This window comes from Arsenicibacter sp. R0_47 (genome assembly GCF_057652235.1).
The window spans coordinates 79,264-98,388 of sequence record NZ_JBYFCJ010000006.1 but is presented as its reverse complement, the minus strand read 5'-3'; the positions used below and the strand labels follow the sequence as shown (position 1 = coordinate 98,388).

Genomic DNA, 19,125 nt, shown 5'->3' with positions numbered 1-19,125 from the left:
GATGGTTCTGAATGGTTCTGAATGGTTGCTGATGGTTCTGAATGGTTGCTGATAGTTCTGAATGGTTGCTGATGGTTCTGGATTGTTGCTGATGGTTCTGAATGGTTGCTGATGGTTCTGAATGGTTGCTGATGGTTCTGAATGGTTGCTGATGGTTCTGCTTAGTCTCGCTGACACTCAGAACTATCAGCAACCATCAGCAACCCAGAACCATTAGCAACAACCAGCAACTCAGAACAACCAGCAACTATCAGCAACCAATAACCACCAGAACCCGGAAGTCATTTCCCCGCCAGATGTTTCTGCCGGTATTCGAGCGGTGTGCAGCCCTTGACCTGGCGGAACTGGCGGGCAATGTTTTTGGTGTCGTTCAGGCCCATGTCGAGGGCAATTTCGAAGACAGTCATATCGGTTTCCAGCAGCTTTTTCGAAAACTTTTCGATGCGCAGGTTGGCGATATACTTATAAATCGGATAGCCGGTGATCTCCAGAAACCGTTTTTCAAGGGCGCGGCGGGACAACGGCACCTGCTTCACTACATCATCGACCTGCAGGTTTTTGTCGATATTCTGGTGAATAAACTTCAGCGATGAGGCAATGTAGTCGTCGGGGGTTGCGTAAATGTCCGTCGATTGGCGGGTTACAACCTGCATCGGCTTAATGACAATGTCGTAAAACTCCTTTGTGCCGTGCTGAATCATCTGGTCGAGGAGACGGGCGGCATCGTAACCACCTTTTTCGGCGTCGAGGGCAATACTCGACAGCGGCGGATCCGACAGGTCGCAGATCATTTCATCGTTGTCAACCCCGATCACGGCAACTTCCTCCGGAATCCGGATACCGGCATGGCGGCAGGCTTCCGTGATGTGCTGGCCCTGCCGGTCGTCGCAGGCCATGATTGCAATGGGCTTGGGCAGCGACACCAGCCATTCACTGAGCGAGTTCGGCAGGTAATACCACAGGTCGCTTGCCCGCTTCTGATTTTGCCGGAAGGTATGAACACTGAATCCGGATTCCTGAATCCGTTCTTCAAAACCTTCCAGCCGCTCCCGTGACCACACAATTTCCCTGAAGCCGTAAAAGGCAAAGTGCTTAAAGCCCTTGGCCAGAAAATAGTCGGCGGCCAGTCTTCCCGTCTCCTGGTAAGCTCCTGTTATGTTCGGAATGTCGGTAAACCGTTCGTCAAAATCCTGCGCAATAACGGGTAATCCTGATTCGACCAGCTTGCTGATGTCCTTGTCTTTTTCCTTGTACAGCTGACCGATAATGCCGTCAGCACCCCATTCACGGGCCCAGTTCAGAATCCCCTCTATACCGATGGTTTCACGGTAGTACAGCGGCATACGACAGAACACCCACGGTCCGTGCTCGCGGGAGTATTTCACAATCCCCTGCAACAACCGCTTGCTGAAGTCCTCCGAAAAGTCGATAAGCAGAATGATCTTATACATGGGTTAAAGAGCGAAAGAGCGCTGCTTCGCAGTAAAGAGTGAAAGAGATAAAGAGCGAAAGAGTGACCGCTTCGCGTCAAAGAGTGAAACAGCGAAAGCATGGTTCGCTCTTTCACCGCGCGGCGGACCGCTCTCTCGCTCTTTCACTCTTTAACTTTATCCTCGCGTTGGTGACCAGCGGGCGGGCCCAGATGCCGATGCTGAAAATATAGCCCAACGTAATAAATAAAAACAGCATGGCGGTGCGTAGGCCGGTCAGCTCGGCGAGGCCGCCGATGATGAGCGGGACAATGGCACCACCGGCAATGCCGGTACAAAGAATACCCGAAAACGTGCCGTGGTGGTGGGGAACGGAATTAAGTCCGAGCGAAACCACAATTGACCACATCACTGAGGCAAAGAACCCGACTGCCGGAAAAGCATACAAGGCTACCTCGCGCGAACCGAACAGACCGGCCGCCAGGGAGATAATGGCGCCTACGGTGAAGAGGCTCAGTACCAGCCGGCTGTCGAGGAATTTGAGCAGCAGCAGCCCTAGTAAACAACCTACGGTCAGGAGGCCCCAGAAATACGAAATCACCGTGGCGCCGGTCGTTGCCGGATCGACGTTGTGGTAGGTCTGCAAAAATTTAGAAATCCAGTTGGCAACACCCTGTTCCGTACCGACGTAGGCAAAAATGCCGAAGAAAAACAGCCAGACGGTACGGTTGCCCAGCAGGTCGCTGAATGCTTTGCCGGTATCGATGCGTTCGTCGTCTTTGAGTGCCACGTCAGGGAAACGGACCAGCCCGATAATTACTACCATCAGCAGGGCGGTGACGGCAAAGACCCAGTAGAGCGACACCCATTTCAGGTCGGCGGGCACGAGTTGGTTAAACAGCCGGATCAGGGCGGAGTCGGTGGGGCCGCTGTGTACATGCTGCACGAGGTAACTGTACAGCAACGGGCTCAGAAATGACGCCCCGCCGAAAAATAGCTGGGCCAGAACCGAGTTAAAGGCAAAATTGGCTTCACCGCCCGCCACCCGCAGGAGGGGGTTAATCACCACCTGCAACATGGCCATACCAATCCCGATCAGGAAAAGCGATAACAGCGAGACACTGAAGCCCGGTACCAGGGCAAACAGGAGCGCGCCGGCAAAAGCCAGGACAAATGCCCACACCAGTACCCGTTTTTCGCGGTATTTTTCGACCAGAATCCCCGACGGAATCGACATAACCCCGTATGCCACGAAAAACGCAAACGGCAGAAATCCCGCCAGCCCGATGCTGAGGTGAAAGCTCTGGATAATATCCGGAATAATCGGCCCCAGAATATTCGTCAGAAACGAAATGACGAAGAAAATAAGCAGGATCAGGACAACAATCAGGGTATTGGACTTCATGTACGTCAATGAGCGAATGAGTGAATGAGTGATTGAGCGGGCTGTCGCCGAATAGCGACCGAAAGGAGTAATTTAAGTAACTGCTTTCCGGTGGTTTACTTGATTTCGACGGTGCGGCTGGAACGGTTGGCGAGGTCGAAGCTTTTGAGCTTTACCGTCCCCGACACCTTTACCGGACCGGTATAGGCCGTTGATTGCGGGGTTGGCTCCGAGCCATCGGTGGTGTACCGGATCGTAAGGCCCGGATACTCGACGTTGGCTTTAAGAACCCCGTTGTCGATCACTGCGCCCGGCAGCGGCAGGCGGTAGGTGTATCCGCCGTTGATACGGGCCAGCCGTGGCAGATCCTTGCGGGCAATGGTGTTGGCAAACACGTTCCAGCCTTCCGCCATCGACCGCTCACGGGCGGTTTTGTCCTCAATTGTCTCCCACGGACGGGCAGGAGCCCAGGCGCTTTCGGAAAAACCGAGCAGTTTCGGCAGCGAATAATATTCGATCATGTCACGGCCTTTGATGGTTTCACTCCAGATCTGGGCTTCCACGCCGATGATGTTCTTGCGGGCTTCCGGCTTGAGCCGTACCTTGCCGGTAAACTCCTTATCCAGTTTTTTGCCCATGCTGTTTTTAAATGTTGTCTTAAACATGTCGTAAGGCGCAAAGGTCCAGTTGCTGCGGGTATCAACGAAACCGGCCCAATACAGCCCCGGCTCTTTGGGGTCGTTGTTGTAGGCAAGGTCGAAATAGAAATTCGAGACATTGCACAACACCACCGGATAACCGCCGTTGGCCAGCCGGTAGCCGAGGTCGTAGTCGAACAGGTTGTTCCAGATATAAGGCACCACACTGCCGCCCGCAAATTCCGGATTGGCCATGTATTCGCCGTTCGGGGCTTTCAGTAAGGCCACCTCTTCCCAGCCATGCACGGTAAGGTTACGTTTTTTCAGCCGTTTTACCAATTCGCGGAAAAAGTAAGCCTGTAAGTTTTTCGGGTCACCGATTTCCGGATGGTCACGCAGGACTTTTGCGGCTTCAGGCGATTTAGTCCAGGCGCCGCCGGCTACCTCATCACCGCCGGCATGCATAACGTCCATCGGTAAACCGGCCTCTTTGTACATCTTCGTGATTTCATCCACGACCTTTTCGTAAAAGCGGTAGGTCGATTCGCGGCCCACACTGACCACATTGTCTTTATAGCCCTGCGCCGACTGGTAAACGGATTTGTCATCAGGATCAATCAGGCGGTATTCGTTGGCAGCAGCTGCATTTCCCTCCTTCATCAGCCGCTGGTAACGGGCCTCCATCGCTTTAATCGCGGCGCGGGCATGGCCGGGGAAGTTAAGTTCCGGAATAACCTTGATGTGCCGCGCTTTGGCGTATTTCAGAATCTCGATAAAGTCGGCTTTCGTGTAGAACCCACTGCCGTATTTGCCTTTGTCATACGCTTTCGGGCCGGAGCCGTAGGCCGGATGCAGGGCGGGAGCGTTCATGCCCGACGTGTGTTCCCGCTGCGCGCCCACCTGCGTCAACTCGGGAAGTCCGTCGATTTCCAGCCGCCAGCCTTCGTCTTCAGTGGTATAAAACAGGAAGTGATTGACCTTGTAAAACGCCAGCAAGTCCAGAAAGCGGAGGATGGTTTCTTTGGTCTGAAAGTTCCGGCTGACGTCCATGTGCAGCCCCCGGAACGGAAACCGTGGTGCATCATCAATCTGCACAAAGCCGAGCGGAATTTGTGCTGTGTTTTTGAGGTAGGCCTCTGCCGGAATCATCGACAACAGACTCTGAACGCCATAGAATGTCCCGGCCGCATCGCCGCCGGTGATGGTGATGCCCCGCTGATCGACGGTTAGTGTATAGGCTTCGTGCGTTTTCCCGTCAACTGATACGTTGCCGGTTTTCAGGAAAATACCCGTTGCTGCGTTGCCGGTTGGTTGTATGGCAACGTCAGCACCCGTAATCGCCTTTAATTTGTCGCGGAGGAAGGCGGCTTCGTTGTCAAGGCCCTTGTCGGCATAGATAGTTGTCTGCGGGGTAAGCGTAAATTGCCCTGGCCGGGTGGTAAGCCGGAACGGCGAGGGAATGACGTTAAGCTGTTTATCGGCCGGAATCAGGCTGGCCGACAGGTTATCGGCGTAGCGTGTCTGCGGCGTGATGACCGTCTCCAGTTCGTCGGTGCCCCGCCGCAGCTGTTCGTTGCGGACAAAGGGTTTGACGGTATAATCGCCTACCTGCGCAATCTGTTTTTCCTTGCCGGATTCATCGTAAAAGACGACGTATAACCCCATCGGTGCGTCTGTCTCCTTGATCACCGCTTCAGTACCTGAATAGTTGATGTCAATGCGTTTACCTGCCGCCAGCGAAAAGCCTTTTTCAGGGACGAGCATATACCAGTCGCCGTTGATGTGCTGCACCGTGGCCGGCTGCGGCGTTTTATTGGTCAGGATCGGCCGGGGAGCCATGTTGAAGAACAGCTTCCAGTTGGCATCGGTGAGGGTTTCGCCGGTATTATTCGTGATGGTAAAACGGGCATTGAAGCCGGTCGGTACATCGGTGAAATTGGTAAGCAGCTCCCACGAAACGGCGATTTTTGCATCACCATCTGAAGTTTTTCTGTCTGTCTGACAGCTCGTTACGAACAGGGCAGTCAGGAGCAGCAACGAAGCGAAAAAAGTCCTCATCAATACGACGGTTAAGTAGTCCTAATAATACGGGAATGCGTACTAAAAATACCATTGTTGGCCCGGACTTTTCTCTTTTGCCATGATAACACAACCCACTGCCGGAACCGGCACATTACTCGGTCACCTGCCTGCGCCTAACCGGCTGATTTCGCTGGATGCGATGCGCGGTTTTACCATTGCGGCCATGCTGCTGGTGAACTTTCCCGGCGATGGTGAGCAGGTGTATCATACGCTGCACCACACGATCTGGAACGGTCTGTCGTTTACCGATCTGGTCGCGCCGTTTTTCCTGTTTATCATTGGGGTATCTATCGTGTTTGCCTATGCCAAACGGCTGGACGCCGGAGCGCCGAAAGGAGAGATGTATCGGAAAATAGTCGTCCGGTCGCTGAAGATTTTTGCGGTGGGCATGTTCCTGAACCTGCAACCCGACTTTGATGTCAGCAATATCCGGTGGACCGGCACCCTGCACCGCATCGCCATTGTGTTTATGCTGTGCGCGTTTATTTTTCTGACGACGAACTGGAAACAGCAAGCCTGGCTGGCGGTCATCCTGCTCCTTAGTTACTGGCTGGCGCTGACGCAGATTCCGACGCCGGGTGTGGGGCGGGTTATGCTGGAGCCCGGCGTTAACCTCGTGGCGTGGTTCGACCGCCTGTACCTGCCCGGCAAGATGTGGCAGGGGACCTGGGATCCTGAGAGTATCCTGAGTACGATTCCGTCGGTTGTTTCGGGCCTTACCGGCATGCTGGCCGGCCGGTTGCTGCTGACACCATTAAATCCGCACGTTAAAGTGAATTACCTCATGTCAGCCGGGCTGCTTTCGGCCGCTACCGGCTATTTCTGGGGGCTGATTTTTCCGGTCAACGAAAATCTCTGGACAAGCTCCTTTGTGCTGGTGACTTCAGGATTCGCGGCCCTGACACTGGGAGCCATGTATTTCAGCGTCGATCTGCTGGGGCATAAACGGGGAACGGCGCCGGGCATTATCTTCGGGGCCAATGCTATTGCTGTGTATGTGATCGGTGATCTGCTGGGCGTAATTTTTTACCGGTTACCGGTGGGTGGTCTTGCCCTGAACCAGCAGTTCCAGCTGGCGCTGACCAGTGCAGGGCTTGACCCTAAATTTGTCAGTATGCTCTACGGACTGCTGTTTGTCGGCATCAACTTTGTTCCGGCCTGGTGGCTATATAAGAAGAAGTTATTTATAAAGCTATGACGTGTAGCGGCCTGTTACCGCTTCGGATACCGGTTATTTCGCCAGAAACTCTTTCTGCACGCCCAGTTGTTCGGTGTTCAGCAAATCGACGCCGGCTGCGTGCGGTTTATCCCGGATAACTAGAGAAGGAGGCAGCGTACTAGATTATCTTACTTTTATATATGTAGGTTCATTTATAAAAGATTGAGTTTAAGCGTTTGGTTATCTAAATAGGGTAATAAAAAAGGGACCCCGGAAGAGGTCCCTTTTAACTATTTGATAATCCGGCAGCTTACTGCGGGTTCTGGGTTACCAGACCGTTTGTATTCCGGATCTCGTCGTTCGGAAGCAGGAACTGCCAACGCTTATCACCGGCAGGCACGTCCAGTACACCGTTGGTAAAGGTTGCGCTGTGGTTACCGCCGTTCCGGTTCAGGGCGCTGTTGGTCCGCTTCAGGTCATAAAAACGGAAGCCTTCACCCCAAAGCTCAAAACGGCGCTGGATCATGATCTCGTCGATCAGTGCCTGGCCTGTATTAGCTGACTTTTTGTACTGCGGATCGCGGTTAACGGCCAGCGTATACAGGGCGTCCTGCGCACCGGCATTGTTGCCCGAACGTGCCAGTGCTTCGGCTTCGATCAGATACATTTCCGCCGCACGCATGTATGGTACGTCACCGATAGACAAGTTCACATCGGCCACCCGGAATTTCTTCGGATGGTACGGATACCGCTGGAACGTAGACGCCGGCAGTGGAAAGTCAACCGTGTTTTTACCGGTCGGATCCCACAGTTTTTTCCGTACGTCCGTTGCTGTGATCTGGTTGTACAACACAGAATACATCACTTTTGGCGTCGAACGGATCGCAGTTGAGCTATAGTTGTTCGACATGTATGCAAAAAACGAATAGAAATAGTTGGTCTGGTCGGCAACAATGCGTGAGGCCCACATCCATTCTTTATTCGTATAATTGTTAAAACCGCCGAGATAATCGTCGTTGGTCATCAACATATAGTTTGTACGTGCTTCTTTCGCCAGTGTAGCCGCAGTTACATAATCCTGCTGCGTAAGGGCCACACGAGCCTTGATGCCTTTCGCCACACTGATATCAAAGTGTGATTTGTCCAGACGTGAATACCCGGTAAAGAGCGAAATCGCGTCTGTTAAATCTTTATTAATCTGTGTATACACTTCAGCAACAGTATTACGTGCTTTCGGATTCGTTGTCGGTTCCAGAATAAGCGGAACTGACAAGCCGCTATTAGCCGCACCAGCTGCAAAGCGCTCTCCGTACAACTGAACCATCTGGAAATAAGCCCAGCCACGGTACGTCAACGCTTCAGCTTTGATCGCTTTTTTATCTGCCTCTAATCCGGTTGCTTTATCGATATTGGCAATGATCATGTTTGCATTACCAATAATGACATAGTAAAACGTATAGTTGTAATAAACACTTGCGCTGTTTGGGTCGCGGTGTGCAATCCACTGGTAGTCGTTACGTAAACCTGCGTTTGACACGTTAGGGAACACAAGATCTTCACCCATAATGTCCATATACAGCATATTCCCGGATTGGCCACCTTGTACTTGTGTTCCAAAGATCTGCGAATACATAATCCGGTGAATACCGTTCAATGCTGCCCACGCACCTTTAGTTGAGCTGAACGCATCAGCGGTTGCTACCTGATCGGTCGGCTTGGTTTCCAGATAGTCTTTTTCGCAAGCGGTCAGGGACATTACGGCCAGTAAGCCAACCATCCCTTTCTTTATGATACTTTTCATTTGAATAGTCTGTATGAAATGAATCGAATTAGAAACGTAATCTGGCACCGATTGACAGTACACGGTTGAAGTTGTAGGTATTATCTACTGTACCGTTGAATGAACCGGTTACGTTCATACCGCGACGGGCAGAGAACAGCGCCAGGTTGTCACCTGTAACATATACACTTGCTTCTTTAGCGCCGATAGCACCTAAAACAGAAGCCGGCATGCGGTATGATAAGTTAACGTTTGTGAACTGGAAGTATGAAGCATCCGTCAGCCAGCGTGTGCTGCCACCTGCCAGGTTCGCCACATTACCGGCGTCAAGACGCGGAACAGAGGCGACATCACCTGGTTTCTGCCAGCGGTTCAGCGCATCTACGTGCATGGCTGTACCATAAGTACCACCGTGCATCAGCGAACCATAGGCGCTGTCATAGATCTTGCCGCCAACCTGGTAGGTAAACTGAATACCAAGCGTGAAGTTTTTGTACGACAGATTGTGGTTCATTGAGCCGTAGAATTTAGGAATCGACGACTGCCCTGTATAGCGGTAGTTTGCTTCAGCCAGAACGGTTGTCACTGTATCCGTGCCAATCACGCGGGCATTAGTTGTCATCGCGTTGGTACGGTAGAGGGATGTTCCTGTTTCGGCATCAACACCGTAGAACTCGCGCAGGTAGAAATCATAAATCGAGTGTCCAACACTATACGCTTTGGTTCCCGACTGAATCAACTGCTGGGTATCGGGCATTTTAGTGATCTGGTTCTTAAATGTTGTCCAGTTCAGGGTTGCCGAGTAGGTGAAGTCGCCACGCTTAACAATGTCACCGGTGATTTGTAGTTCGATACCACGGTTGTAGAGGTTACCAATGTTTTTGTTCACTGAGAAACCACCGCTTGTGGTACCCCCGTTAGCCAATGCCAGCGGTACACTGAAGATCAACCCTGAGGTAGCACGGTTGAAGTACTCGAGGCTACCGTTGATCCGTCCTTTGTAGAGGCTGAAATCAACCCCGATGTCAAAGTTCTTCGCCGTTTCCCATGTAAGTGCTTCGTTAGCAATCGTTGCCTGCGTAAAGCCTGGCTCTGCATTATTGTTACGTCCCAGGGTATAAAGTGCCTGATAGGGATAGTATCCTAAACCTGCATCATTACCAACGACACCGTAGGACGCACGTACTTTCAGGAGGTCAATAGCCGGTACATTGAAGAACTCTTCGCGCTCAATGTTATACGCACCACCAAGTGACCAGAAGTTTGCCCAACGCACACTTGGTGCGAAACGGGAGTTACCGTCGCGGCGGATGGATGCATTGATAATATACTTCTTGTCAAAGTCGTAGCTTGCACGGCTGAAGAAGCTTTCAATGCGGTGATTATCTTCGTAAGACGATACGTTCAGTACTGTTGCAAAATTTGGTAGTTCAGTGATTCCATCAACGATAAGTCCTGAACGGGCACCTACTTCATAGTTATACGAATAGTAGTAGTTTTCGTGGCCACCCAGTACATTAAAGTGGTGTTTATTGATGGTTTTGTCGTACTCCAGCAACTGGTTGAAGGTCGAACTGGTTGTGCGGTACAGGTAGTGATAAGCACGTCCGGCCGGTGCACCGTCACCAATTGTCGGGTTATCGTAAGTGCGGTAGTGAGTGTCCTGTAAGTCAAAGCTCAGGTTTGTAGTCGCCTTCAGGCTTGGCAGAATGTTTACCGTAGCATACGTACGGGCACCAATTGTACCACGGATTTGCTTCCGCTCGTTCAGCTCATTTTCCCACACAGCATGACGGCCGCTTGAATACGGACGTGAATCACCCTGGTCATAGATTTTATTGCCATTCGCATCCAGTACAAACGCACCGGTAGCCGGATCGTGCTTATAAACCGGATAAATCGGACCTATGTACCGCGAGTAATAAAACGGGTTAATGAATGAGGTACCCCCGTCAGAACCGGCATCAAGGTTAGAGCGGCTATAGCTACCGTTCAGGTTAAATCCTGTTTTCAGCCATTTTGTGGCTTGCTGATCAACGCTGACACGGCCGGTGAAACGCTCCAGATCTGATTTTAACAGGTAACCTTGCTCTTTCGTATAACCGAAAGACGCAAAGTGGGCCGTTTTCGCTGTACCACCATCATAGTTGATTGAATAGTTCTGACGGTTCTGGCCACCACGCTGAATGGCTTTTGCCCAGTTCAGGTCATCTGCGTACAGCAGCTGAGCATTCGGGTTCAGTACACCGTTTGCGTCAACAATCTGATTTTTAGCAACATTGAACGGATTGTAAAGTAGCAGGTCAGCAATACCGTTATAGGTTCTGCCACCGTAAGTAGTTGTCAGCCCTGAAGCGATACCACCTGCATCAGCAAGCGGAATTTTTGATGCGCCATATACCAGGTTATTCCGGTAAGCTTCCCACATCAGCGGATAATATTGCTGTGCGCTAACCGTTTCGTATTCCGGCAAACCACGTGAGATAGCACCGGCAGAAGCGTTAACGGTGAAGTTGCTGCGGCCTTCTTTCCCTTTTTTCGTCGTAATCAGGATAACACCGTTGGCACCACGTGAACCGTAGATCGCTGTTGTTGATGCATCCTTCAGTACTGAAATGTTTTCGATATCATCAGGGTTAAGGCTTACTGTAGACGCGTCGAAAGGTACGCCGTCAACTACGTACAGTGCTGAGTTAGAGGCAGACAGGGAGCCAAAGCCACGGATACGGATAGCCGGAGCTGAGCCCGGAGCACCACCGGCATTGGTTGTCTGGATACCAGGAGCAGCACCTACCAGCGCGTTAAGCGGGTTCGCCTGTGCTCTTTTTGAAATATCTAATGAAGAGATTTGTGCCGATGAACCAACGTGAGTGGCTTTATTCGTCGTACCATACCCGACAATAACGACTTCGTTCAGTAGCTGGGAATCAGATTCCAGCGTAATGTTAAGCTGCGATTTGCCGTTAACCGGAACTTCGGTTTTCACAAAACCAATTGAGCTGATCACAAGCACAGCTGAATTGCTGTTTACTGAGATGGAAAATTTACCATCCTTGTCTGTAACAGTACCTACGGTAGTCCCTTTTACCAGGAGGCTGACGCCTGGCAACGTAGTCCCATCCTCTTTTGAGGTGATAGTCCCTTTGACAACTGACTGAGCAAGCACCAGATTGCTTGTCCAGAGAAGTGCAAACAGTACGATAAAACTTCGTAAAAACTTAGACATAAGTTTGCTTTTAGTTAATCGATAAAGTTTGATTAAACAATTTTTAACATACGAAGTTCTTAAAAATTTACCATTCTACCCAATAAATACATTAGAAAAAAATTAGAGTATACTTTTTTCGGCTTATTTGGCGATTCTGGGCTATATGCCAGATTTAGGTATTGATATTGTGAGGAGGTCAAAATAATATATGGTAAGTATTAGATAGGCAAAAGCGAACAATATATTAGTATCCCGTTTAAGTATATTTAGATACCATTCAATAAATATCAAATTTACGGTGTATGCCCCTTCAATATTGTTTTAATACAAAAAGGCTGTTCGGAGAATCACCCAAAATGGGGGAGATAACCAGTAGCAGATTAATTACGCATTAAGAAGGATGGCCTGAATGGTGCAACGAAAGATGAGGAGCATACGTGTCATGCCCTGATTTATAACGAATCTGTAAAACGGGTAAGTCTTCATAAAAAGAGGCGGCTGTTAACAGCCGCCTCTTTTTATGAAGACCAGTACTGATCCATTTTTTTTCGGAGAAAAGCGACACTTCTTGCCAGCTGATCCATGCCGTCAACGCCGTCTTCGATGCTGATCCAGCTGTCGAAGCCTACGCGTTTAAGCTCGGTAAAGATTGCGTCATAGTCATTCAGGCCCTTGCCGATTTCGCCGTGGCTGAGGCGTTTGGCATACCCCGCTACCCCGCCTTCTTCCCGCCGCAGGTCTTCGATGGTGCCTTCGAGCAGATAGCGGTCACTGGCATGCATGGTCACCACACGGTCTGACACCCGTTTGAGCAGTTCGAGGGGCTCTTCGCCCGCCAGAAAGGTATTGCTCGGGTCATAGTTTACGCCGAAGTTCGGGTGGTGAATCCGGTCGACGAGCTGGCAGAACACATCCATTTTCTGCGCAAATTCCGGATACTCCCAGAAGTCGTCTTTGTAATGGTTTTCGATGATCAGCGTAATGCCGCGCTCCTGTGCGTAAGGCAGACAGGCTTCGATGCATTCGGCTGCCAGCCGGATTCCTTCTTCGATGGATAGTTCCGGCCGCCGCTGCCCCGACAAAACGCGGCAGTACGACCCGCCAAGCACCTGTGTCATGTCGATCCAGCGCTTTTGTTTAGCAATCTCATTAGCCCGGAAATCCGGGTCGGGGTGCGTGAAGTCGGGTGAGCAGCAGAGCATCGGAATCACCTTGCCGTGTGCTTCGACCTGTTGCCGGAATTTAGGCCAGTTGGCTTCGTCGGCCATTTCGAGGAAGCCGGCATACCACTCAAGTCCGTCGATATCCAGTTGTACGGCAAGTTCAATCCATTCGGAAACGGTCATGGTCCCGTCTTTGCACAAGGCGTGCATAAAGGCTTTCGGGAAGGCGGCTAGTTTAGGCATTATTTTTTTGTGTTACTGGATGCTGGGTTGTTCTGATAGTTTTGAGTTGTTCTGATGGTTGCTGGGTGGTTCTGATGGTTGCTGGGCGGTTCTGGTGGTTACTGGGTTGTTCTGGTGGTTACTGGGTTGTTCTGGTTGTTGCTGAGTTGTTCTGGTTGTTGCTGTTAGAGTCGTGCCACCACTATGTCCATTGAGATAGAACACTGAACGATCAGCAACCACCAGCAACAGTAAAAACAAGTTAGCTGAGTTCCGGCAGTGCGTCGGCGTCTTTAGGAGGGTTCCGGCCGATGAGCGGATATTGCTCCAGGTCAACTACCTGCCCACTGATGGGCCCGCTTTCGTCGGCGAGCCAGTAAATGGCGGCAGCGGCAATTTCTTCGGGCTTCAGAATCCGGCCGGCGGGTGCCAGCGTGCGGGGCAGTTCCCGGTGCCAGCCGTCGGCCAGTCCCTGATCACGTTTCTGAGCCAGTTCTTTCTCAGTTAATACCCAGCCCGGATTCACCTGATTCACGCGCACGCGATTTTCGCGGTGAAGTGTGTCGCCCAGATTGCGGGTCAGGGTCATCAGCGCACCCTTCGAGGCACTGTAGGGCACCAGGTCGGGTTCGCCGCACCAGGCATTGGCCGAGCCGATATTGAGTATGGCTCCCTGCGTGCGGGTCAGATGGGGTAGCGCGGCCTGGATTAAGGCAAACGGCGCCAGCGTATTAACCTCCAGCACAGTCCGGAAGAAGGCCAGTGAGGTTGTATGAATGTTGCTGGTGGCGATCATGGCTGCATTGTTCACGATGCCGTCGAGCTGACCGAACGCATCAAGAGCGCGTTGTACCAGCCGCAGCGGGGCACCGTCAGCCGTAATGTCTTCCAGATGCAGCACCGCATTGCCGGCCCCCAGTTCCGCAACGAGTGCTTCGCCGGCCTCCTGCTGGTCGAGTCCGTGAATGACCACGCGCGCCCCTTCGGCTACGCACCGGCGCGCAATGGCCTTGCCGATCCCCGTGCAGCTGCCGGTTATGATAATGACTTTATTGGCTAAACGCATAACGCTTAATTTATTAGCGGAGAGACTTTTATCACCGGTGATTCTATTTTGTTGCTGATGGTTGAAAGGCTTTCAGTAACCTAAAACCATCAGCAACTCAGAACCATCAGTAACACAGAACAAACGTTAAACTCCCGGCCGGAGAACGCTTTTAACGACGTCGCCGTGGTGCATTTTGTCAAAGGCTTCGTGCCAGTCGGCCGTTGACCAGACACCGCCAATAATGGGTTTGACATTGAGCTGACCGCTCGCCAGCAAAGCGATGACCCGCTCCCAGATCGGCCAGTTGTGGCTGAAACTGCCTTGCAGGGTTACGTTTTTCTGTACCAGCGGGTCGAGCGAAAAATTCAGTGGTTGCGGGCCCCAGCCGACTTTGGTAATGTTGCCGTTTGGACGGACCAGCTGCATCGCGATGCGCAGGGTAGCACTGGCACCGGCAGCGTCGATGATGCAGTCAGCCCCAAGGCCGTCGCGTTCCAGCGCCCAGGCGGTTGCGTCGCCGATGATGCCGGTACACCCATAGTGTTTTTCGGCGATGGCCAGCCGCTGCCGGTCGTTTTCGAGTCCGACGATGGCTACTTCAGCCCCGCAAAGCCGCGCCACAGCCGCACAAAGGATACCGATTGTGCCTGGACCGAGTACGATTACGCGGTCGCCCGGCCGGATGCGGCTGTTACCAACCACAGCATTATAGGCCACGCAGCACGGCTCCGTCAGGCAGGCTTCTTCAAACGGAAGCTGAGCCGGAACCGCATGCAGGCAGCGGGCCGGTACGCGGACAAATTCAGTCATCGCTCCGTTCACGCCGTAACCGAAGCCTTTGCGGGTAGGGTCAAGGTTGTACATGCCCTGGCGGGTCATGGGGTTGTTGAGGTCGACAATCGCGGCAGTCTCGCTGACGACACGGTCGCCTTCCCGCCAGCCCGTGACCCGGCTGCCGACTTCGACAATGTGGCCGCCGAACTCATGGCCCAGCACGACCGGATAGTTAACCGGCCAGCTGTGGTCGGCCGTCCATTGGTGCAGGTCACTGCCACAGACGCCTACGTTAGCAACCTGTAATAACACGTCATCGTCGCCGATGGTTGGTTTCGGAATATCCCGGAGCTCGACGCTGCCGCGCTCCGGCGCATAATTAACTACTGCAAGCATATATGTTAAAGAGTGAAAGATTGACCGCTATGCGGTAAAGAGCGAAAGAATGAAAGATTGACCGCTGTGCGGCAAAGAGCGAAAGAGTGGTAGCATGATCGCTCTTTCGCTCTTTATCACTTTCGCTCTTTAATCCCCGTATGCATGAACGGCGTCGCAGATCATCCGGAGGGAGTGTTCGAGGTCGCCGTCGGCCGTTTTGAATGCGTCGGCATCGATGGTCAGCGGGGCACCCAGTACCACGAGCGGGGCACCGTATTCAGGACAACGGATCGCCTGTTCGAGCGACAGACCACCGACGGCCTGTACCGGAATACTGACCGCTTCGACCACCTCCCGGAGCTGGTCCATCGGACTTGGCATCCGGAGGCCCTGCGCGGCAATGCCGCGGCGTTCGTCGTAGCCGATGTGGTGCACGATGTAGTCACACCCGAGGTCTTCGAGCCACTTAGCGCCGGCTACCATGTCGGGGCATACCATGTTATCGCCCATGACCTTGACGCCGAAATCGCGGCCGGCCTGAACGACACACTTAATCGTTTCGGCGTGGGCGCGGGCCATAACGACCACGTGGGTAGCGCCGGCTTTGGCCATCATTTCGGCCTCAAGGTAGCCGCCGTCCATGGTTTTCAGGTCGGCAACAATCGGAATACCCGGAAAGGCTTCCCGCAGTTTCCGGACACCATGCAGGCCTTCTGCCAGAATGAGCGGGGTACCGGCCTCAAGCCAGTCGACACCGGCCCGCAGGGCCATCGCCGCTGTTTCCAGGGCTTCATCAATGTTGGTTAAATCAAGCGATATCTGTACAATCGGACGCATGTAATTTAATGAGTGATTGAGTGATTGTGTGATTGAGTGTCCCTGATGCATTTTGAGGCATCGGGGAACCTTCAGGGTTTAGGCGAACGTCCCCGTTAGAGAAAGTTCCCTCCCCTGAATTCAGGGGAGGGTTAGGGTGGGGTCAGTGCACTTCCCCGACGGGACGGGCGGTTGATTTAGCCTTTAGTCTGGTCAGCAGAAGCCCCGTCAGGAAGATCGTCAGCGTACCCACCACCATGATCATGTTCTGGTGAAGGGGGTTCCGCAGGGCCGCATACTCGTCGGGCAACTGCGTCGAAAACGTCATCCAGACAATGACCAGAATCCCGATGAGAGTGGCGGTCAGCGCTTCGGTGTTACGGGTGTTTTTTGAGATCATCCCCAACAGGAACAGACCAAGCATGCCGCCCGCAAAAATGCCCGACAGCATCCACCAGACATCCAGCACGCTTTTTACCCCAATCATGGCGATGCCGGTAACCATACCCAGCAGCCCGAAACCGGTGGTGGCAATGTAGAGCAGCCGGAGCGATTTTTTCTCCGACATATCCGGATCAATGTACCGCTGGTAAATGTCGAGTGAGAAGACCGTCGCTGACGCATTCATGCCCGAGCTGATGGTACTCATCGCGGCCGACATGATAGCGGCAACAATCAGACCGACCATGCCCGCCGGTACTTTTGTGACCATAAAATGCGGCATAACCTTGTCGCCGAAATCAGCTGGTTTGAGGGTGGCGGCCAGTTGCCGGATGGCGTCCGGGGTGCCGTTCGGCAGTTTTTCACCGGCCACCTGCATCCGGACCGCATCCATCAACTCCGGATTGCTTTGGTAGTAGGCATATAGCGCCGAACCGATCACGAAAAACATCAGCGAGGCCGGAATATAGAGGTACACACACAGCCAGACCGAACTTGCCGCCTCCTTTATTGACGAGGTGGTATGGTAACGCTGGATGTAATTCTGGTCCATCCCGAAGTTGTTGAGGTTCATGAAGAACCCGTAGAGCAGCACGACCCAGAATGTAGCCTGCGTAAAATCCGGCGAGAAGCTGCCGAGGCTGAATTTGTCTTCTGCCTTACCGATTTCGATGATTTTACCGGCCCCGCCGTCCAGCCCGTCCACGACCAGCCACAGAATAAGCAAGGCCCCGCCGGTTTTAATAACCCCCTGAACCACTTCCGTCCAGATGACCGCTTCCATGCCGCCCATCACCGTGTAGAGGATAATGCAAAGCCCGACAACGACCATGATCGTAGCCATCGGGTAGCCTGTCAGGGCCTGTAAACTCAGCGCAATGCCGAAAAAAATCGATCCCATCCGGGCCAGCTGCGTGAGCAGGAAACAAACCACGGCATACGTCCGGGCCCACGCTCCGAAGCGGTGTTCGAGGTGGGTATAGGCTGAGACCTCGCCGGTGTTGCGGTAGAACGGAATGAAATAGCGCGTGGCTACCCAGGCCGCCAGCGGCATCGACAAACTAAACACAAATGAATTCCAGTTACCGCCGAATGCCTTGCCCGGTACGCCCAGAAAAGTGTTGCTGCTCAGAAAGGTAGCGTAAATCGATAAGCCGATGGCCCAGCCCGGAATCTTGCCCGACGCCGTCGTAAACTGATCGGCATTTTTGTTTTTACGGGAAAAATACGCACCGACGGCAACCATGGCGACCAGGTAGGCAAGAATGACCAGCAGGTCTATGATCGGAAGGGTTTTCAAGGGTATAGGGGGTTATTGTGTATGTTATGTTCCTAAAAGGCCGGCAACCGGTCTGAGTTAACTAATGGTTTACCACAAAGGCAATAAGAACCAGAGCAGCACAAAGATTTTTAGTACAGGGTCAACTAACAGTCTTCGTGCTCCTTCGGCCCTTCCCGTCTTTGTGGTTAGAAACAAAAAAACTTAGTGCTCCTTCGTCTCTTCCCGCCTTCGTGGTTTAAAACAGAAAACTTCGTGCTCCTTCGCATCTTCCCGCCTTCGTGGTTCGAACCGGAAATGTCTTCGTGGTATTACGATATACGCCGCAAATCTTTTTTCAGACTATTAAAATCCACCGATAATTCACTTTTAGAAGTAGCCTTTCGCTGACAGCATACCGTACTATTAGCGAAACCAAAACGGCAGTCCGATCGCGGCAGGCTGATACTCAACCACGTTAAATGAGGTGTACGCATGAAAAATGACCAGAACATGTCGTTACTGGAAAAGATAAAATCGGGGAAACCGGTGTATGGAACCTGCATTACGTCACCGGCACCGATGTGGCCGGCTGTAGCACGGCGTGCAGGGCTTGATTTTGTCTTCCTTGACACCGAACATATCCCGCTGGGCCGTGTGGAGTTAACCCAATTGTGTCAGGCATTCAAAGCGATGGACATTACACCCATCGTCCGGATTCCGAAGCCGGACCCGTTTCTCGCATGTCAGGCTATTGATGGGGGAGCCGTCGGAGTGGTTGCCCCATACCTCGAAACGGTTGACCAGGTAAAAGAGCTGGTGGGAGCGACCAAGTACCGGCCGCTCAAAGGCGAACTGCTCACAAAATACCTGTACGGACACGAACCAATGCCCGACGAACTGGCAACCTATATTTCGGGCTACAATGCGGATCAGCTGTGCATTGCCAATATCGAAAGTGTCCCGGCCATCGAACGGCTCGATGACCTGCTGAGTGTTGAGGGGCTTGACGGCGTGTTTATCGGGCCGCACGATTTGTCGATTAGCCTCGGGTTGCCGGAACAGTATGATCATCCGGTGTTTGAAGAGGCAGTCCGGTACATTATCCGGACCTCCCGTAAACACGGACTGGCTGTAGGTATACACTTTTCGCTCGCTCCCGAACGGCAGATCAGATGGATGCAGGAGGGAGTAAACCTTGTCGTGCACAGTTCGGATATTGCCTTATTCGGGCAGCGGTTACGCGACGATATGCACATCCTGCGGGCCTCGCAGGGGGAATCGGTCGTTGCTGATACTACGTCGTTCCCCGTGGTCTGACGGGTAAGCCGGCATGCAGTTTTC

General features: G+C 52.6%; 13 protein-coding genes. 2 read left to right on the top strand and 11 right to left on the bottom strand.

Annotated features, from left to right (window positions below):
• The 4 genes from AC23NW_RS13440 to AC23NW_RS13425 form a co-directional block, all read right to left on the bottom strand.
• Positions 1 to 193 (bottom strand): hypothetical protein (locus AC23NW_RS13440; protein ID WP_487450127.1); only part of this gene is annotated, 193 nt, incomplete at its 3' end.
• Positions 194 to 281: 88 nt separating this feature from the next.
• Complete coding sequence (locus tag AC23NW_RS13435; RefSeq protein WP_487450125.1) at positions 282 to 1,451, bottom strand: XylR family transcriptional regulator; 1,170 nt, start codon at positions 1,449 to 1,451, stop codon at positions 282 to 284.
• A gap of 112 nt (positions 1,452 to 1,563) precedes the next feature.
• Positions 1,564 to 2,835 (bottom strand): MFS transporter, encoded by a 1,272-nt coding sequence (locus tag AC23NW_RS13430; RefSeq protein ID WP_487450123.1) that lies wholly within the window; start codon positions 2,833 to 2,835, stop codon positions 1,564 to 1,566.
• A 95-nt stretch (positions 2,836 to 2,930) separates the two neighbouring features.
• On the bottom strand, positions 2,931 to 5,510 hold the full coding sequence (locus AC23NW_RS13425) for a family 20 glycosylhydrolase (protein ID WP_487450122.1): 2,580 nt from the start codon (positions 5,508 to 5,510) through the stop codon (positions 2,931 to 2,933).
• An 82-nt stretch (positions 5,511 to 5,592) separates the two neighbouring features.
• Between AC23NW_RS13425 and AC23NW_RS13420 the strand changes: the two genes are divergently transcribed.
• On the top strand, positions 5,593 to 6,732 hold the full coding sequence (locus tag AC23NW_RS13420) for an acyltransferase family protein (protein ID WP_487450121.1): 1,140 nt from the start codon (positions 5,593 to 5,595) through the stop codon (positions 6,730 to 6,732).
• A 271-nt stretch (positions 6,733 to 7,003) separates the two neighbouring features.
• On the opposite strand, the gene AC23NW_RS13415 is transcribed toward AC23NW_RS13420, so the two are convergent.
• From AC23NW_RS13415 to AC23NW_RS13385, 7 genes are all read right to left on the bottom strand, one after another.
• Positions 7,004 to 8,494 carry a RagB/SusD family nutrient uptake outer membrane protein gene (locus AC23NW_RS13415; RefSeq protein WP_487450120.1) on the bottom strand — a complete coding sequence of 497 codons (1,491 nt, stop codon included), beginning with the start codon at positions 8,492 to 8,494 and terminating at the stop codon, positions 7,004 to 7,006.
• A gap of 28 nt (positions 8,495 to 8,522) precedes the next feature.
• Positions 8,523 to 11,699, bottom strand: a complete 3,177-nt coding sequence (locus AC23NW_RS13410) for a SusC/RagA family TonB-linked outer membrane protein (RefSeq protein ID WP_487450118.1) — start codon at positions 11,697 to 11,699, stop codon at positions 8,523 to 8,525.
• A 500-nt stretch (positions 11,700 to 12,199) separates the two neighbouring features.
• A complete protein-coding gene (locus AC23NW_RS13405) occupies positions 12,200 to 13,087 on the bottom strand; it encodes a sugar phosphate isomerase/epimerase family protein (RefSeq protein WP_487450117.1) in 888 nt (295 codons plus the stop codon).
• A gap of 241 nt (positions 13,088 to 13,328) precedes the next feature.
• The gene (locus AC23NW_RS13400) at positions 13,329 to 14,132 is read right to left on the bottom strand and encodes an SDR family oxidoreductase (protein WP_487450115.1); all 804 of its coding nucleotides are present in this window, start codon (positions 14,130 to 14,132) and stop codon (positions 13,329 to 13,331) included.
• Positions 14,133 to 14,258: 126 nt separating this feature from the next.
• Positions 14,259 to 15,284, bottom strand: a complete 1,026-nt coding sequence (locus AC23NW_RS13395; protein ID WP_487450114.1) for a zinc-binding dehydrogenase — start codon at positions 15,282 to 15,284, stop codon at positions 14,259 to 14,261.
• Positions 15,285 to 15,413: 129 nt separating this feature from the next.
• A complete protein-coding gene (locus AC23NW_RS13390; RefSeq protein WP_293834994.1) occupies positions 15,414 to 16,103 on the bottom strand; it encodes an orotidine 5'-phosphate decarboxylase / HUMPS family protein in 690 nt (229 codons plus the stop codon).
• A gap of 142 nt (positions 16,104 to 16,245) precedes the next feature.
• Positions 16,246 to 17,823, bottom strand: a complete 1,578-nt coding sequence (locus AC23NW_RS13385) for a sodium:solute symporter family protein (RefSeq protein WP_487450113.1) — start codon at positions 17,821 to 17,823, stop codon at positions 16,246 to 16,248.
• Positions 17,824 to 18,276: 453 nt separating this feature from the next.
• On the opposite strand from AC23NW_RS13385, the gene AC23NW_RS13380 reads away from it, so the two are divergent.
• Positions 18,277 to 19,101: an HpcH/HpaI aldolase family protein gene (locus tag AC23NW_RS13380; RefSeq protein WP_487450111.1), complete on the top strand. Its 825-nt coding sequence runs from the start codon at positions 18,277 to 18,279 to the stop codon at positions 19,099 to 19,101.
• Positions 19,102 to 19,125: the final 24 nt, after the last annotated feature.